This window comes from Pseudomonas lalucatii (assembly GCF_018398425.1).
Classification (GTDB): Bacteria; Pseudomonadota; Gammaproteobacteria; order Pseudomonadales; family Pseudomonadaceae; genus Aquipseudomonas; species Aquipseudomonas lalucatii.
Genome location: NZ_JADPMV010000001.1, coordinates 1678875 through 1693164 on the forward strand (window position 1 = coordinate 1678875; position 14290 = coordinate 1693164).

Genomic DNA, 14290 nt, shown 5'->3' on the forward strand with positions numbered 1-14290 from the left:
AAAAGCACGAGCCGGGTTCGTGCCTTCAGGAAAGTGCCGCCTGCAAAGCTGCCAGCCCCCCAGCGCACCCGCGGGCGCATGAGCCGGCAGCACGGAGAATCCTCACATGTTCGGGTAGCTGGGACCGCCGCCGCCCTCCGGGGCCACCCAGCGAATGTTCTGGGCCGGGTCCTTGATGTCGCAGGTCTTGCAGTGCAGGCAGTTCTGCGCGTTGATCTGCAAGCGCTTGCCGGCCTCCTCCTCGATCACCTCGTAGACCCCCGCCGGGCAGTAACGCTGGGCCGGTTCGTTGAATCGCGGCAGGTTGTGCTGCAGCGGCACTTCCGGGTCCAGCAGCTGCAAATGGCAGGGCTGGTCCTCGACGTGGTTGGTGTTGGAAAGGAACACCGAGGACAGCTTGTCGAAACTCAGCACGCCATCCGGCTTCGGGTAGACGATCCGCGGACACAGCGCCGCCTGCTTCATCTGGGCATGGTCTGGCACATTGTCACGCAGGCGAATCGGCAGTTTGCCGCCGAACAGGTTCTGGTCGATGAAGTTGAAGGCGCCCCCGAGCAGCGGGCCGAACTTGTGCAGCGCCGGACCGAAGTTGCGGCTGCGGTACAACTCCTCATGCAGCCAGGAGGCCTCGAAGCGTTCGCCGTAGGCCGACAGCTCGTTGCCACCGCCGTCGCCCCGGCACAGCGCCTCGAACACCACTTCGGCGGCCAGCATTCCCGACTTCATCGCCGTATGGGTGCCCTTGATCTTGGCGAAGTTCAGGGTACCGGCGTTGCAGCCGATCAGCAGCCCGCCCGGGAAGGTCATCTTCGGCAGGGCATTGAAACCGCCCTTGGCGATGGCCCGCGCGCCATAGGCCACGCGCTTGCCGCCCGCCAGGTACTGGGCCAGCGCCGGGTGGTGCTTGAGCCGCTGGAACTCATCGAAGGGGCTGACGTGCGGGTTCGAGTAATTGAGGTCGACGATCAGGCCGACCACCACCTGATGGTTGTCGCCATGGTAGAGAAAGAAACCGCCCGAGGTGCCGTCGCTGAGCGGCCAGCCGGTGCCATGCAGGACCAGGCCGGGGCGGTGCTGGCCCGGCTCGATGTCCCACAGCTCCTTGATCCCCAGCCCGTAGTGCTGGCTGTCGGCGTCGGCATCCAGGGCGAAGCGCTGGTACAGCGTCTTGCCCAGGTGCCCGCGGCAGCCCTCGGCGAACAGGGTGTACTTGGCATGCAGTTCCATGCCCGGCATGAAGCCGTCGCTGGCCTCACCGTCGCGGCCGACGCCCATGTCGCCGGTGGCGATGCCCTTGACCGAGCCATCCTCGCGATAGAGCACTTCGCTCGCCGCGAAGCCGGGGAAAATCTCCACGCCCAGGGCTTCGGCCTGCTCGGCCAGCCAGCGACAGAGGTTGCCCAGGCTGATGATGTAGTTGCCGGCGTTGTGCAGGCTTTTCGGCACCATCCAGTCGGGCAGCTGCAGGGCGCGCCGCTGGTCGCGCAGCAGCAGGATCCTGTCCTGCACCACCGGGGTGTGCAGGGGCGCGCCGCGCTCGGCCCAGTCGGGGAACAGCTCATCCAGCGCACGGGTTTCCAGGATCGCCCCGGAGAGGATATGGGCGCCGACCTCCGAGCCCTTCTCGACCACACAGACACTCAGCTCCTGCCCCGCCGCCTGGGCCTGCTGCATCAGCCTGCAGGCGGCGGCCAGACCCGATGGGCCGGCACCGACGATGACAACATCGAACTCCATGGATTCACGCGCAGTCTGGCTCACGAAAGGTTTCCTTATTGTTGTAGGTAGCCGGGACCGGTCCGGCTAGCGGATTGACTCGGGCTCGAGAAAAACCGGGCGCAGGGGCAGGCCGCCGCTGCGCGTCATGACGCGCAGCGGCGTGGCTGTTACAGCCTCGGACGCCGAAGGCGAATCGTTAGCGGGTGCGCTGCCGGGCGGCGGTCAGCGTGTTGCGCAACAGGCAAGCCACCGTCATCGGCCCGATGCCGCCGGGCACCGGCGTCAGGGCGCCGGCCACCCGTGAGGCCGCGGCAAAGTCGACATCGCCGACCAGGCGCGACTGCCCCTGCTCGTCCTCGACGCGGTTGATGCCCACATCCAGCACCGTGGCGCCCGGCTTGATGTGCTCGACCCCGACCAGTCCCGGACGACCGACGGCCACCACCAGGATGTCGGCCTGACGGCACTCCTCGGCCATGTTGCGGCTGCGCGAGTGCACCGTGGTGACCGTGCAGTTGGCGTTGAGCAGCAATTGCGCCATCGGCTTGCCGACGATATTGGAGCGCCCGACCACCACCGCCTTGAGACCGGAGAGGTCGCCCAGGCGATCCTGCAACAGCAGCAGGCAGCCCAGGGGCGTGCAAGGCACCATTACCGGCTGCCCGGCACTCAGGCGTCCGACGTTGTAGGGATGGAAACCGTCGACATCCTTGGCCGGCGCTATCGCCTCGATCACCGCGGCCTCGCTGATTCCGGCCGGCAGCGGCAGCTGCACCAGGATCCCATCGACACTGTCATCGTGGTTGAGCGAGTCGATCAGGGCCAGCAACTCGGCCTCGCCGGTGTTGGCGTCCAGCAGATGGGGAAAGGAGGCGATACCCACCTCCGCGGCCTGGCGCATCTTGGTGCGCACATAGACCTGACTGGCCGGGTCGTTGCCGACCAGGACCACCGCCAGACCCGGCTGGCGCCCGGTGTCGCGGCTAAAGCCGGCCGCACCCTCGGCCACTTCGCCACGCAGCTGCGCCGCGAAGGCCTTGCCGTCGATTAGCTCTGCCGCGGGTACAGCCTGGTGGATTTCGGTTGCCAGATCGCTCATCGGTGCAAGTCCTCGGTCTCAGAAAACGACGGTGCGCAGCCCGTTCAGGAACACGCGGTGGGATACGTGATACTTCACCGCCCGGGCCAGCGCCTGGGCTTCCATATCCCGCCCAATCTGGGTCAGATGCAACGCATCATGCGAGTGATTCACTCGATCGACCATCTGCTCGATGATCGGCCCCTCGTCGAGGTCGCCGGTGACGTAGTGCGCCGTCGCCCCGATCAGCTTCACGCCGCGGTCGTAGGCCTGGTAATAGGGCTTGGCGCCCTTGAAGCCCGGCAGGAAGGAGTGGTGAATATTAATGCAGCGGCCGGCCAGCTTCTGGCTCAGTTCGTCGGACAACACCTGCATGTAGCGCGCCAGCACCACCAGCTCGGTGCCGGTGCTGTCGATGATCTCCAGCAGGCGGGCTTCCTGCTCCGGCTTGGTTTCCTTGGTCACCGGCAGGTGGATGTACTCGATGCCTTCGTGCTCGGCCATCGCCCGCAGGTCTTGGTGATTGGACACGATGGCGGTGATGTCGATCGGCAGCTCGCCGGTCGCCCGGCGGTAGAGCAGGTCGCGCAGGCAGTGATCGTACTTCGACACCATGATCAGCACCTTGGCGCGCTCGGAGGCGTCGTGAATCTCCCAGTCCATCTCGAAACGCAGCGCCGTGACCTCGAAGGCCGCCTTCAGCTGTTCGACGCTGAAGGTGCGCTCGCCCTCGAAGACGAACTGGATGGTGGAGAAGAAGCGACCGGAATCCAGGTCGTCGTACTGGTGCAGTTCCTTGATGAAACAGCCCCGGTCGGCCATGAAGTTGCCGATGGCGGCGACGATGCCGACACGCCCCGGGCAGGAAACCTTGAGGATATATGAGGGTTTGTTCTTCATTTCGATTCTCTTCTGACTCGCACGGGTTGAATTAGAGCGCCGCTTCGAGCTGCGGCAGGACCTCGAACAGATCGCCGACGATACCGTAATCGGCCACCTGGAAGATCGGCGCGTCGGCATCCTTGTTGATCGCCACGATCAGCTTGGAGTCTTTCATGCCCGCCAGGTGCTGGATCGCCCCGGAAATGCCCACGGCGATATACAGCTCGGGGGCCACCACTTTACCGGTCTGGCCGACCTGCAGGTCGTTCGCGGCGAAACCGGCGTCCACTGCGGCGCGCGAAGCACCGACCGCGGCGCCGATCTTGTCGGCGACCGCCTCGAGCAGGGCGAAACTTGCACCACTGCCCATGCCACGTCCACCGGAAATCACCACGCGCGCCGTCGCCAGTTCGGGCCCCTCGGACTTGGCCTCGGTGCGGCTGAGCACCACGGCACCCTGCCGGGGTGCCGGTGCCGGTCGGCTCAGCTGTTCGGCGGCGCCACCGGTGGCGGCCACCGGCTCGAACTTGGTGCTGCGTACGGTGATCACCTTGATCGCCTCGCGACTGCGGTAGGTGGCCAGGACGTTGCCGGCGTAGATCGGCCGCTCGAACGTCTCGGCATCGATCACCGCGCTGATATCGGAGAGCTGCGCCACGTCCAGCAGAGCGGCGACCCGCGGCATCAGGTTCTTGCCGAAGCTGTTGGCCGGGGCCAGCAGGTGGCTGTAGCCCTCGGCATATTCGCGCACCAGCGGCGCCATGTCTTCGGCCACCGGCTGCTTGAGGTACTCGGCCTCGACGCTGATCACCCGGCGCACCCCGGCGATGGCCGCGGCCGCCTGACTGACGCCAGCGCAGCCGTGCCCCATCACCAGCAGGTCGATGTCACCACCGATCTGCTGCGCAGCGCCGAGGGTGTTGAAGGTTGCAGCCGCGATGGCGGCGTTGTCATGTTCGACAATTACCAGACTGGACATTCTTCGACTCCTCAGAGCACTGCCGCTTCGGTTTTCAGTTTGGCCACCAGCTCGGCGGCAGTCGCTACCAATACCCCACCCGCCTGCCGCACCGGCGGCTCGGTCGCCGAGAGCAGCTCCAGGCGCGGCGTCAGGTCGACACCCAGCTCCTGCGCAGTGACCTGCTCCAGGGGCTTCTTCTTGGCTTTCATGATCGCCGGCAACGAGGCGAAGCGCGGCTCGTTCAGGCGCAGATCGACGCTGACCACCGCCGGCAGATCGAGGGCCAGGGTCTCCAGGCCGCCGTCGACCTCACGCATCACTTCGATCTTGCCGTCGGCCAGCTTCAGGCCCGAGGCGAAGGTGCCTTGCGGCCAGTCCAGCAGTGCCGCCAGCATCTGCCCGGCCTGGTTGCAGTCGTCGTCGATCGCCTGCTTGCCGAGCATCACCAGTTGCGCCGACTCCCTGGCCACCAGCGCCTGCAGGGTCTTGGCCACCGACAGCGGTTCGGTGATGCCGTCGTAGGGGATGAGAATCGCCCGATCGACGCCCATCGCCAGGGTCTGGCGCAAGGTTTCCTGAGCCTTCTCCGGGCCGATGGACACCGCCACCACCTCGCTGGCGACCCCGGCTTCCTTGAGCCGGATCGCCGCCTCCACGGCGATTTCGTCGAACGGGTTGATCGCCATCTTGGCGTTGTCCAAGTCCACGCCCGAGCCGTCCGGTTTGACTCGCACCTTTACGTTGTGGTCGATAACCCGCTTCACGCCTACCAAGATCTTCATGCGCTGTTCTCCTGCTTGAATGCCTAATCAATCAACACTTGATGCGTTCGTTAGTCGGATCGTAGAAGGGCCGCAGCGACGGCTGCACCTTGTAGCGCACGCACTCCACCTCGATCTCGAACTGGGTGTTCTCCAGCCACTCCTTGCTCACGCCCGGAGCATGCTCGACATAGCCCATGGCGATGGTGGTGCCCAGGGTGTGGCCGAACATCCCCGCCGTGGTGCGGCCGACGATCTCGCCATCGGCGTAGATCGGCTCCTCGTGGTAGCAGAGCGGCTCGGGGTCCTCGAACAGGAAGGCCACGAAGCGCTTGCTCGGAGTGCCCTTGGCCTTCTGCGCCAGCAGCGCCTCCTTGCCGATAAAGCCGCCGGCCTTGTTGAAGTCCACGGCAAAGCCCAGCCCGGCCTCGAGCGGCGTGTCTTCGTCGGTGATGTCGTGGCCCCAGTGGCGGTAGCCCTTCTCCATGCGCAACGAGTTCATGGTGTGGTAGCCGTAGGGGCGAATGCCGAACTCCTGGCCCGCGGCCAGCACCGCCTCATAGACGCTCGGGGCGTATTCGGTGGGGATATACAGTTCCCAGCCCAACTCGCCGACGTAGGTGATGCGCGAGGCGCGCACCACCGCATAGTTCAGGTCGATCTCCCGCGATGTGGCGAACGGGAAGCCCTCGTGGGACAGGTCGGCTTCGGTCAGCTTGCTCAGCGTCTCGCGGGAACTCGGGCCCATCACCGTGACCACCGCATAGGCCGAGGTCATGTCGGTGATCACCACCCGGGCGTCCTCGGGCTTGTTGCGCTTGAGCCAGTCGAGGTCGCGGTTCTGGCAGGCCACGCCGGAGACCACCAGGAAGCGCTCGGCGGCCAGGCGGGTCACGGTGACATCGGCCTCGATGCCGCCGCGCTCGTTCAGCCACTGGGTGTAGACCATCCGCCCCACCGCGACCGCGACGTTGTTGGCGCAGATACGGTTGAGGAAGGCCTCGGCGTCGGCCCCCTCGACCTGGTACTTGGAGAAGGAGCTCTGGTCGATCACGCCGACCGCGTTGCGCACGCAGGCGTGCTCCAGGGCATTGTTGGCAAACCAGTTCTGCCGCCCGAAGGAGTATTCATACTCCGCCTTCTGCCCCTCGCCGGCGAACCAGTTCGCCCGCTCCCAGCCGTTCTCGACGCCGAAGCAGGCGCCCTGGGCCTTGAGCTGTTCATGCAGCACGGAGCGGCGCACGCCGCGGGCGGTCTTGAACTGCTTGAACGGGTAATGGGTCTCGTACAGCAACCCCAGGGACTCGGTGGTGCGCTCGTACAGGTAACGCTGGGTGCCCTGGAACGGCATGTTCCGGCGGATGTCCACGCCCCACAGATCGCGCGGCGCATGGCCCTTGTGAATCCACTCGGCGAGCATCTTGCCGGCACCGCCGGCGGACTGGATGCCCACCGAGTTGAAGCCGGCCGCGACGAAGTAGTTCTTCAGCTCAGGCGCCTCGCCGATGTGGTAGCGGTCATCCGGGGTGAAGGATTCGGGACCATTGAAGAACACCTGCAGGCCGGTGCGCTCGAGTACCGGCAGGCGGTGCATCGCCGACTCCAGGTAGGGTTCCAGGTGCTCGAAATCGGTCGGCAGTTCGTCGAAGCAGAAGCTCTCCGGGATGCCCTCCATCCCCCAGGGCTTGGCGTTGGGCTCGAAGGTGCCGATCAGCAGCTTGCCGGCATCCGGCTTGTAGTAGTTGAAGCCGTCCATGTCGCGCAGCGTGGCCAGGCCGGCCTGCAGCTCGGGGATGCTTTCGGTCACCACATAGTAGTGTTCCGCCGCGTGCAGCGGCACGTTGACCCCGGCCTTGCGGCCGAACTCGCGGGCCCACATGCCGGCGCAGTTGACCACGTACTCGGCGTCGATATCGCCCTGCTCGGTGACCACCCCGACGGCGCGGCCATCGCGGGTCTTGAGGTCCAGCACGCGGGTATTCTCGAAGATCCTCGCGCCGCCCATCCGTGCGCCCCTGGCCAGCGCCTGGGTGGTGTCGACCGGGCTGGTCATGCCATCCATCGGCAGGTGGATGGCGCCGATCACGTCGTCGATGTTCAGCAGCGGCCAGAGCTCCAGCGCCTGCTGCGGGCCGATCAGGTTGCAGGGAAAACCCGCCACCTTGGCCATCGAGGCACCGCGCTTGATCTCCGCCAGACGCTCCTTGTTGGTGGCGATGGTCAGGGAACCGTTGCGCACGAAACCGGTGGCCTGGCCGGTCTCGGCCTCCAGCTGCTCGTAGAGGCTGGCGCTGTAGTTGGCCAGCATGGACATGGTGTAGTTGGCGCGCAGGGTCGGGACCAGGCCGGCGGCGTGCCAGGTGGTTCCGCTGGTCAGGGTCTTGCGCTCGAGCAGCACGACATCGCGCATGCCCAGTTTGGTCAGGTGGTAGGCCAGACTGCAGCCGATCACGCCGCCACCCACGATCACCACTTGCGCCTGATTCGGCATTGAGCTGCTCATAAACCCTCTCTTTTATTCTTGATGGCCGGTTCGCAATGCGCAGGCGGATGTACATCGACCCCGGCGCGCGAAGCCGCCCCGGCGAATCCGCACCCGCCTAGATCGATCTGCCTGGACAACCCGCGCACCACCCCAAGCAGAGCTCTTGCCAGAGCAGTGAACATTACGAGATCAGCTCCGGGTAAAAATGATGCTATACACAATAAAAAAATAGATCAATGAAAAACTATATTATTTTTTCACTAAACTGAAATAAGCAGATGGCATTCGCTTCTATGGCCGTCAAGGCGCCGAGAGCTTCAGCCCGTGAGGGCCCCGCGCAGGCCGGGAGACGGCAGGCAGACCGCGGGACCGAGGCGAATTTCAGGCATAAAAAAACGGGCCGTTCGGCCCGCTCTCTCCCTACCCGTTCATCGCCGCAGCCCCGTCACACCTTGTGATAGAGCTGCGCGCCCTGCGCCTTGAACTCCTCGGCCTTGGCCTGCATGCCCTGCTCGACCTCTGCATCCAGGTCCAGGGCGGCGATGCGTTGCTCTTCAGCATAGACCCGCACTTCCTGGGTGATCTTCATCGAGCAGAACTTCGGCCCGCACATGGAGCAGAAGTGCGCCACCTTGGCCGAGTCCTTCGGCAGCGTCTCGTCGTGGTAGCTGCGCGCCGTGTCCGGGTCCAGGCCCAGGTTGAACTGGTCCTCCCAGCGGAACTCGAAGCGCGCCTTGCTCAGGGCGTTATCGCGAATTTGCGCCCCCGGGTGGCCCTTGGCAAGGTCGGCGGCATGGGCGGCGATCTTGTAGGTGATGATGCCCGTCTTGACGTCGTCCTTGTTCGGCAGCCCCAGGTGCTCCTTGGGGGTAACGTAGCAGAGCATGGCGCAGCCGAACCAACCGATCATCGCCGCGCCGATGCCCGAGGTGATGTGGTCGTAGCCCGGGGCGATGTCGGTGGTCAGCGGGCCGAGGGTGTAGAACGGCGCCTCGTCGCAGCACTCCAGCTGCTTGTCCATGTTCTCCTTGATCAGCTGCATCGGCACGTGGCCGGGGCCCTCGATCATCACCTGGACGTCGTGCTTCCAGGCGATCTTGGTCAGCTCGCCGAGGGTCTCCAGCTCGCCGAACTGCGCCTCGTCGTTGGCGTCGGCGATGGAGCCCGGACGCAGGCCGTCGCCCAGCGAGAAGGACACATCGTAGGCCTTCATGATCTGGCAGATTTCCTCGAAGTGGGTGTAGAGGAAGTTCTCCTTGTGGTGCGCCAGGCACCACTTGGCCATGATCGAGCCGCCACGGCTGACGATGCCGGTGACCCGCTTGGCGGTCATGGGCACATAGCGCAGCAACACCCCGGCGTGGATGGTGAAGTAGTCCACGCCCTGCTCGGCCTGCTCGATCAGGGTGTCGCGGAACAGCTCCCAGGTCAGGTCCTCGGCCACCCCGCCGACCTTCTCCAGGGCCTGGTAGATCGGCACCGTGCCGATCGGCACCGGCGAGTTGCGGATGATCCACTCGCGGGTCTCGTGGATGTGCTTGCCGGTGGACAGGTCCATCACGGTGTCCGAGCCCCAGCGGATGCCCCAGGTCAGCTTGGCCACTTCTTCCTCGATGGAGGAACCCAGCGCCGAGTTGCCGATGTTGCCGTTGATCTTCACCAGGAAGTTGCGGCCGATGATCATCGGCTCCAGCTCCACGTGGTTGATGTTCGCCGGGATGATGGCGCGACCGCGGGCGATCTCCTCGCGGACGAACTCGGCGGTGATTTCCTTGGGAATGCTGGCGCCGAAGCTGTGACCGGCGTGCTGCTGGTCCAGCAGGCCGGCGGCGCGGGCCTCCTGCAGCTTGAGGTTCTCGCGGATGGCGACGTATTCCATCTCCGGGGTGATGATGCCCTGGCGCGCGTAGTGCATCTGGCTGACGTTCTGGCCGGGCTTGGCGCGGCGCGGGTTGCGCACGTGGGCGAAGCGCATGGCGGTCAGTTCGGGGTTGGCCAGGCGCTCCTGGCCGAAGCTGGAGCTCAGGCCGGCGAGCAGCTCGGTGTCGCCGCGGTCCTCGATCCAGGCGCTGCGCACGTCGGCCAGGCCCTGGCGCACGTCGATGGTCACGCTCGGGTCGGTGTAGGGGCCGGAGGTGTCGTAGACCAGCACCGGCGCGTTGACCTCGCCGCCCCCCTCTCCCACAGAAAACTCGGTGGGGGTGACGTCCAGGCTGATCTCGCGCATCGGCACGCGGATGTCCGGGCGCGAACCCTGCACGTAGATCTTCCGCGAACGGGGGAAGGGCTGGATCGACTGCTGGTCGACCTGGGCCGACTCACTCAAAACCGGGCTCTTGCGGCTCAGCGGCGCGGAACTCTGACTCATGGAGGACTCCTGAATAAAACAAAAGAAGGACGCTGCGTAAATCAAAGGAAAACCTTAACCGGGGGCGCAGCCGAGCCCCAGAGCCAGTGGCCGCCAAGCCACCGATCCAGCCCGGCGACGGCCGGCACTGGCCCCATCGGCCACGCGGGGCTGGTCCTTGGCCGGCGGTCTACGCCGACTAAACTGCGCGTACCTCTCGCTCGACGAGAGAGGCCTCCTCACCCCGGCCCACCTGCCGCCTCGCGACGGCGCACGCAGCCGAGGGTCGAAAAACAATAACAATCCCGCCAGACCTCCCCGCGCCCGCCCCTGGCCGACGCGGCGGTCTGCCGTCTATGCGCCACAGGAGCCCGACAACCCAACAGAACCACAGACGAGAGACCCGCATGACCGAATTCGCCACCCTCAAGGAAATGGGCATCAGCTCCTTCGAACTCATCTCCCGCTTCAGCCTGCGCCGCGAGCACGACCGCGACGTGCTCAAGATCTACTACCTGCGCCCCACCACCTCGCTGCGTCCGCACAGCCAGAAGTTCACCTTCGCCCGCCCGCGCCAGGCCATTCCCGGGCAGAGCCGTCACAGCCAGGCCTGGCAGCAGCTAAGCGATTGCAGCCCGATGCTGCAGAAGGCCCTGGACGAGCTCAAGCAGCTGACCGGCAGCAGCGAGCATGCCCTGTCACCCAAGCAGGAGCTGCTGCAGGACCTGCAGCACCTGGAGAAGGTGGTCGAGGCCAAGCTCGCCGAGATCCGCGAGAAGATCGAGCGCCTGCACTGAGGCGCCCTCAGGCGCCGGCCGGCTCGGCCTGCTGCTGCATCAGGCTGGCCATCTTGCGACCGAACAGCTGGGCCAGGGCCTCGGAGTCGCCGGCAGCCTCGTCCAGGGCCTCGACCACCGCCTGCAGGGTCGGCCGGGTCTTGGCCAGCAGTTCGCCGACATACAGTTGCGCGGTGATCCGCGTGTGCGCCTCGTAGCGACGAAACAGCTCCTGCAACTGCGGGTCCAGCTCGATCGTCAGGGTGTGCGTTGCCATCGCGTCGACCTCCGGTGAAATAATCTGGCCCCATCCTTAGCCGCCAGCGCCCCGGACCATAGAGCCAGTTGTGCCCCGGGCGTAGCGCCAGGGCGGTACTGGCCGCATCGCGTGCCGGCAACTGGTCCCTCTCGCGGCCGTACCGCCTCCCTAGAATCGATGCTCATCTCCCGGCCCAGAGGCGACATCCCATGACCGACCTGAATATCGAACCCGCCAGCCGCCTGGTGCCCGCCCGCGAGCTGTTCGGCATCGACTCGAGCCTGCGCGTGCCGGTCTTCCTCAACCGCAGCGAGCAGGTGCCGGAGATCGACCCGGCCTACCGCTTCAACCCGGAAGTGACCCTGGCCATCCTCGCCGGCTTCACCCGCAATCGCCGGGTGCTGCTCCAGGGCCTGCACGGCAGCGGCAAGTCGACCCATATCGAGCAGGTCGCCGCGCGGCTCAACTGGCCCTGCGTGCGGGTCAACCTGGACGGTCACATCAGCCGCCTGGACCTGATCGGCAAGGACGGCATCGTCCTGCGCGACGGCCTGCAGGTCACCGAGTTCCAGGAGGGCATCCTGCCCTGGGCGCTGCGCCGGCCCACGGCGCTGATCTTCGACGAGTACGATGCCGGTCGCCCGGACGTGATGTTCGTGATCCAGCGCATCCTCGAGCAGGGCGGCAAGCTCAACCTGCTCGACCAGAACCAGCTGATCCATCCGCACCCCTACTTCCGCCTGTTCGCCACCGCCAACACCGTCGGCCTGGGCAACCTCAACGGCCTGTACAACGGCACCCAGGTGCTCAACCAGGCGCAGCTGGACCGCTGGAACATAGTCGCCACCCTCAACTACCTGCCCCCGGCCGAGGAGGTCGCCATAGTCGCCGGGCGGGTGCCGCACCTGCTCGCCCGCCACGGCCAGGCGCTGCTCGAGTCGATGGTGGCGGTGGCCGGCCTGACCCGCCAGGGCTTCGCCGCCGGCGACCTGTCGACCCTGATGTCGCCGCGCTGCGTGATCTCCTGGGCGGAAAACCTGGAGATCTTCGGCGACCCGGCGCAGGCCTTCCGCCTGTCGTTCCTCAACAAGTGCGACGAAGCCGAGCGGCCGCTGGTCGCCGAGTACTACCAGCGCTGTTTCGATCACGAGCTGGGCGAGTCGGCGCTGCCCCGCCTCGCCCTGGCCTGACCCCGCACAGGAGCCGCCCCATGAGCCAGCCGCCACGCCGCGAGAAGCGCCAGCAACAACTCGAGGAACTCTGCGCGGCGACGCTGCGGGCGCTGTCCGGCGAGGCGCGCCTGCGCTACCGCGGCGGACGCCTGGAGGTCCGCGGCCGCCATGTACCGGTGCGCGCCCCGCACCTGCACCCGGACCCCGAGCGCGATGAGTTCCCGGCCTGGCGCGGGGTCGCCGACAGCCTGGCGCTGCGCCTGCAACACAGCGATCCGGAGCAGCTGCGCCAGACGCTGCCGGCGCAGCCGGTCGAGCGCCTGGTGTTCGAGCTGCTCGAGCAGCTGCGCGTGGAATCGCTGGTGGCCGACTGCCATCCAGGGGTGCGGCGCAACCTTCTGCGGCGCTTCGAGCAGTGGAGCCAGCAGTTCCTCGACTCGGGACAGACCGAGGGCCACGTCGGCCTGCTGCTCTTCACCCTGGCGCAGATGAGCTGGATGCTGCTGTGCGGCGGGCGCGCCAGCGAACAGATGGAAATGCTCATCGAGGCCCCCAGGCTGAGCCTGCTCGGCCACTTCGGCGCGGCCTTCGGCCTGCTGCGCCGCTGTCGCCATGACCAGGCGGCATTCGCCGAGCAGGCGCTGAGCATTGCCGCCAAGGTGCAGGAACTGCTCGAGCAGCTGGATGCCGAACTGCTCGGCAACGACGAGCGCAAGGTCTCGGAGGTCGCCGAGAAGACCCACCTGGCCTTCGCCCTGCTGCTGGACGTCGAGCACGACGGCGAGGGCGACGGCAGCAGCGGCGGGGTCGGCGCGGGCAATCCGCGCGACGGCGCCGAGAGCTTCGCCTACCGGGTGTTCAGCCGCGACTACGATCGCGAACGCAGCGCCGCCAGCCTGGTGCGCCCCGAGCTGCTGCACGAGCTGCGCCTGCGCCTGGACCGTCGCCTGGCCGGCCAGGGCCTCAACCTGCCGCGCCTGGGCAAGCGCCTGGGCGCCCTGCTGGCCGCGCCGCGCCGCGATGGCTGGGCCTTCGCCCAGACCGACGGACAGATCGACAGCGGCCGCCTCAGCCGCCTGATCGTCAGCCCCGAGCAACGCGACATCTTCCGCCACGAACGCGAGCGACCGCACAGCGATTGTCTGGTCAGCCTGCTGATCGACAACTCCGGCTCCATGCGCAACCACATCGAGCACATCGCCCTGCTCGCCGACGCGCTCGCCCGCGCCCTGGAGCTGGCCGGGGCGCGCAGCGAGATCCTCGGCTTCACCACCGGCCAGTGGAACGGCGGGCGCCCCCTCAAGCGCTGGCGCGGCCTGGGCCAGCCGGCCGAGCCGGGGCGCCTGAACGAGCTCAGCCACCTGGTCTACAAGGACGCCGAGACCTCCTGGCGCCGCGCCCGGCCGCACATCGCCGCGCTGCTCAAGTCCGACCTGTTCCGCGAGGGCATCGACGGCGAGGCGCTGCTCTGGGCGCGCCAGCGCCTGCTGCAGCGCGAGGCGCGACGACGCCTGCTGATCGTCGTCAGCGACGGCTGTCCGATGGACAGCGCCACCCACCAGGCCAACGCCCAGGACATCCTCGACCTGCACCTCAAGCAGGTGACGCAGCAGATCGAGCAGGAGGGCCGCATCGAGCTGTACGCCCTGGGCGTCGGCCTGGACCTGAGCGCCTACTATCGCCACAGCCTGGAACTGGACCTGTCGCGCAGCCTGGACAACGCGGTGTTCGACGAGGTGCTGCAGCTGCTGGCGCGGCGCCGCTGATGCGGCGCCGCGGCGACGCTAACGGGCGTTCCAGAGCGCTTGCATCGGCTTTCGTCCGCCCGCCACACTGGCTCCAGAAACGCC

Annotated in this window: 11 protein-coding genes; 3 read left to right on the top strand and 8 right to left on the bottom strand. The window is 66.7% G+C overall.

All coding sequences use genetic code 11. The features are described 5' to 3' along the window. Window positions 1–102 precede the first annotated feature (102 nt). The 7 genes from I0D00_RS07610 to thiC form a co-directional block, all read right to left on the bottom strand. Window positions 103–1737: an electron transfer flavoprotein-ubiquinone oxidoreductase gene (locus I0D00_RS07610; RefSeq protein WP_213640248.1), complete on the bottom strand. Its 1635-nt coding sequence runs from the start codon at window positions 1735–1737 to the stop codon at window positions 103–105. A 178-nt stretch (window positions 1738–1915) separates the two neighbouring features. After that, window positions 1916–2818 carry a bifunctional methylenetetrahydrofolate dehydrogenase/methenyltetrahydrofolate cyclohydrolase FolD gene (gene folD, locus I0D00_RS07615; RefSeq protein WP_213639131.1) on the bottom strand — a complete coding sequence of 301 codons (903 nt, stop codon included), beginning with the start codon at window positions 2816–2818 and terminating at the stop codon, window positions 1916–1918. An 18-nt stretch (window positions 2819–2836) separates the two neighbouring features. Further along, on the bottom strand, window positions 2837–3697 hold the full coding sequence (gene purU, locus I0D00_RS07620) for a formyltetrahydrofolate deformylase (RefSeq protein WP_213639132.1): 861 nt from the start codon (window positions 3695–3697) through the stop codon (window positions 2837–2839). Window positions 3698–3728: 31 nt separating this feature from the next. After that, a complete protein-coding gene (locus tag I0D00_RS07625; RefSeq protein WP_213639133.1) occupies window positions 3729–4658 on the bottom strand; it encodes an electron transfer flavoprotein subunit alpha/FixB family protein in 930 nt (309 codons plus the stop codon). An 11-nt stretch (window positions 4659–4669) separates the two neighbouring features. After that, entirely contained in the window at window positions 4670–5422 is a 753-nt protein-coding gene (locus I0D00_RS07630) for an electron transfer flavoprotein subunit beta/FixA family protein (protein ID WP_213639134.1), read from the bottom strand. A 31-nt stretch (window positions 5423–5453) separates the two neighbouring features. Further along, window positions 5454–7904 (bottom strand): GcvT family protein, encoded by a 2451-nt coding sequence (locus I0D00_RS07635; RefSeq protein WP_213639135.1) that lies wholly within the window; start codon window positions 7902–7904, stop codon window positions 5454–5456. A gap of 427 nt (window positions 7905–8331) precedes the next feature. Next, window positions 8332–10254 carry a phosphomethylpyrimidine synthase ThiC gene (gene thiC / locus I0D00_RS07640; RefSeq protein ID WP_213639136.1) on the bottom strand — a complete coding sequence of 641 codons (1923 nt, stop codon included), beginning with the start codon at window positions 10252–10254 and terminating at the stop codon, window positions 8332–8334. Window positions 10255–10640: 386 nt separating this feature from the next. Here thiC and I0D00_RS07645 point away from each other — a divergent pair, with 386 nt between their 5' ends. Next, window positions 10641–11030 (top strand): DUF3461 family protein, encoded by a 390-nt coding sequence (locus tag I0D00_RS07645; protein WP_213639137.1) that lies wholly within the window; start codon window positions 10641–10643, stop codon window positions 11028–11030. A gap of 7 nt (window positions 11031–11037) precedes the next feature. On the opposite strand, the gene I0D00_RS07650 is transcribed toward I0D00_RS07645, so the two are convergent. Then, entirely contained in the window at window positions 11038–11286 is a 249-nt protein-coding gene (locus I0D00_RS07650; protein ID WP_213639138.1) for a hypothetical protein, read from the bottom strand. A 191-nt stretch (window positions 11287–11477) separates the two neighbouring features. Here I0D00_RS07650 and I0D00_RS07655 point away from each other — a divergent pair, with 191 nt between their 5' ends. Beyond that, complete coding sequence (locus I0D00_RS07655; protein ID WP_213639139.1) at window positions 11478–12458, top strand: AAA family ATPase; 981 nt, start codon at window positions 11478–11480, stop codon at window positions 12456–12458. A 20-nt stretch (window positions 12459–12478) separates the two neighbouring features. Further along, window positions 12479–14206, top strand: coding sequence for a cobaltochelatase CobT-related protein (locus I0D00_RS07660; protein WP_213639140.1), 1728 nt, complete (start codon window positions 12479–12481; stop codon window positions 14204–14206). Window positions 14207–14290 lie beyond the last annotated feature (84 nt).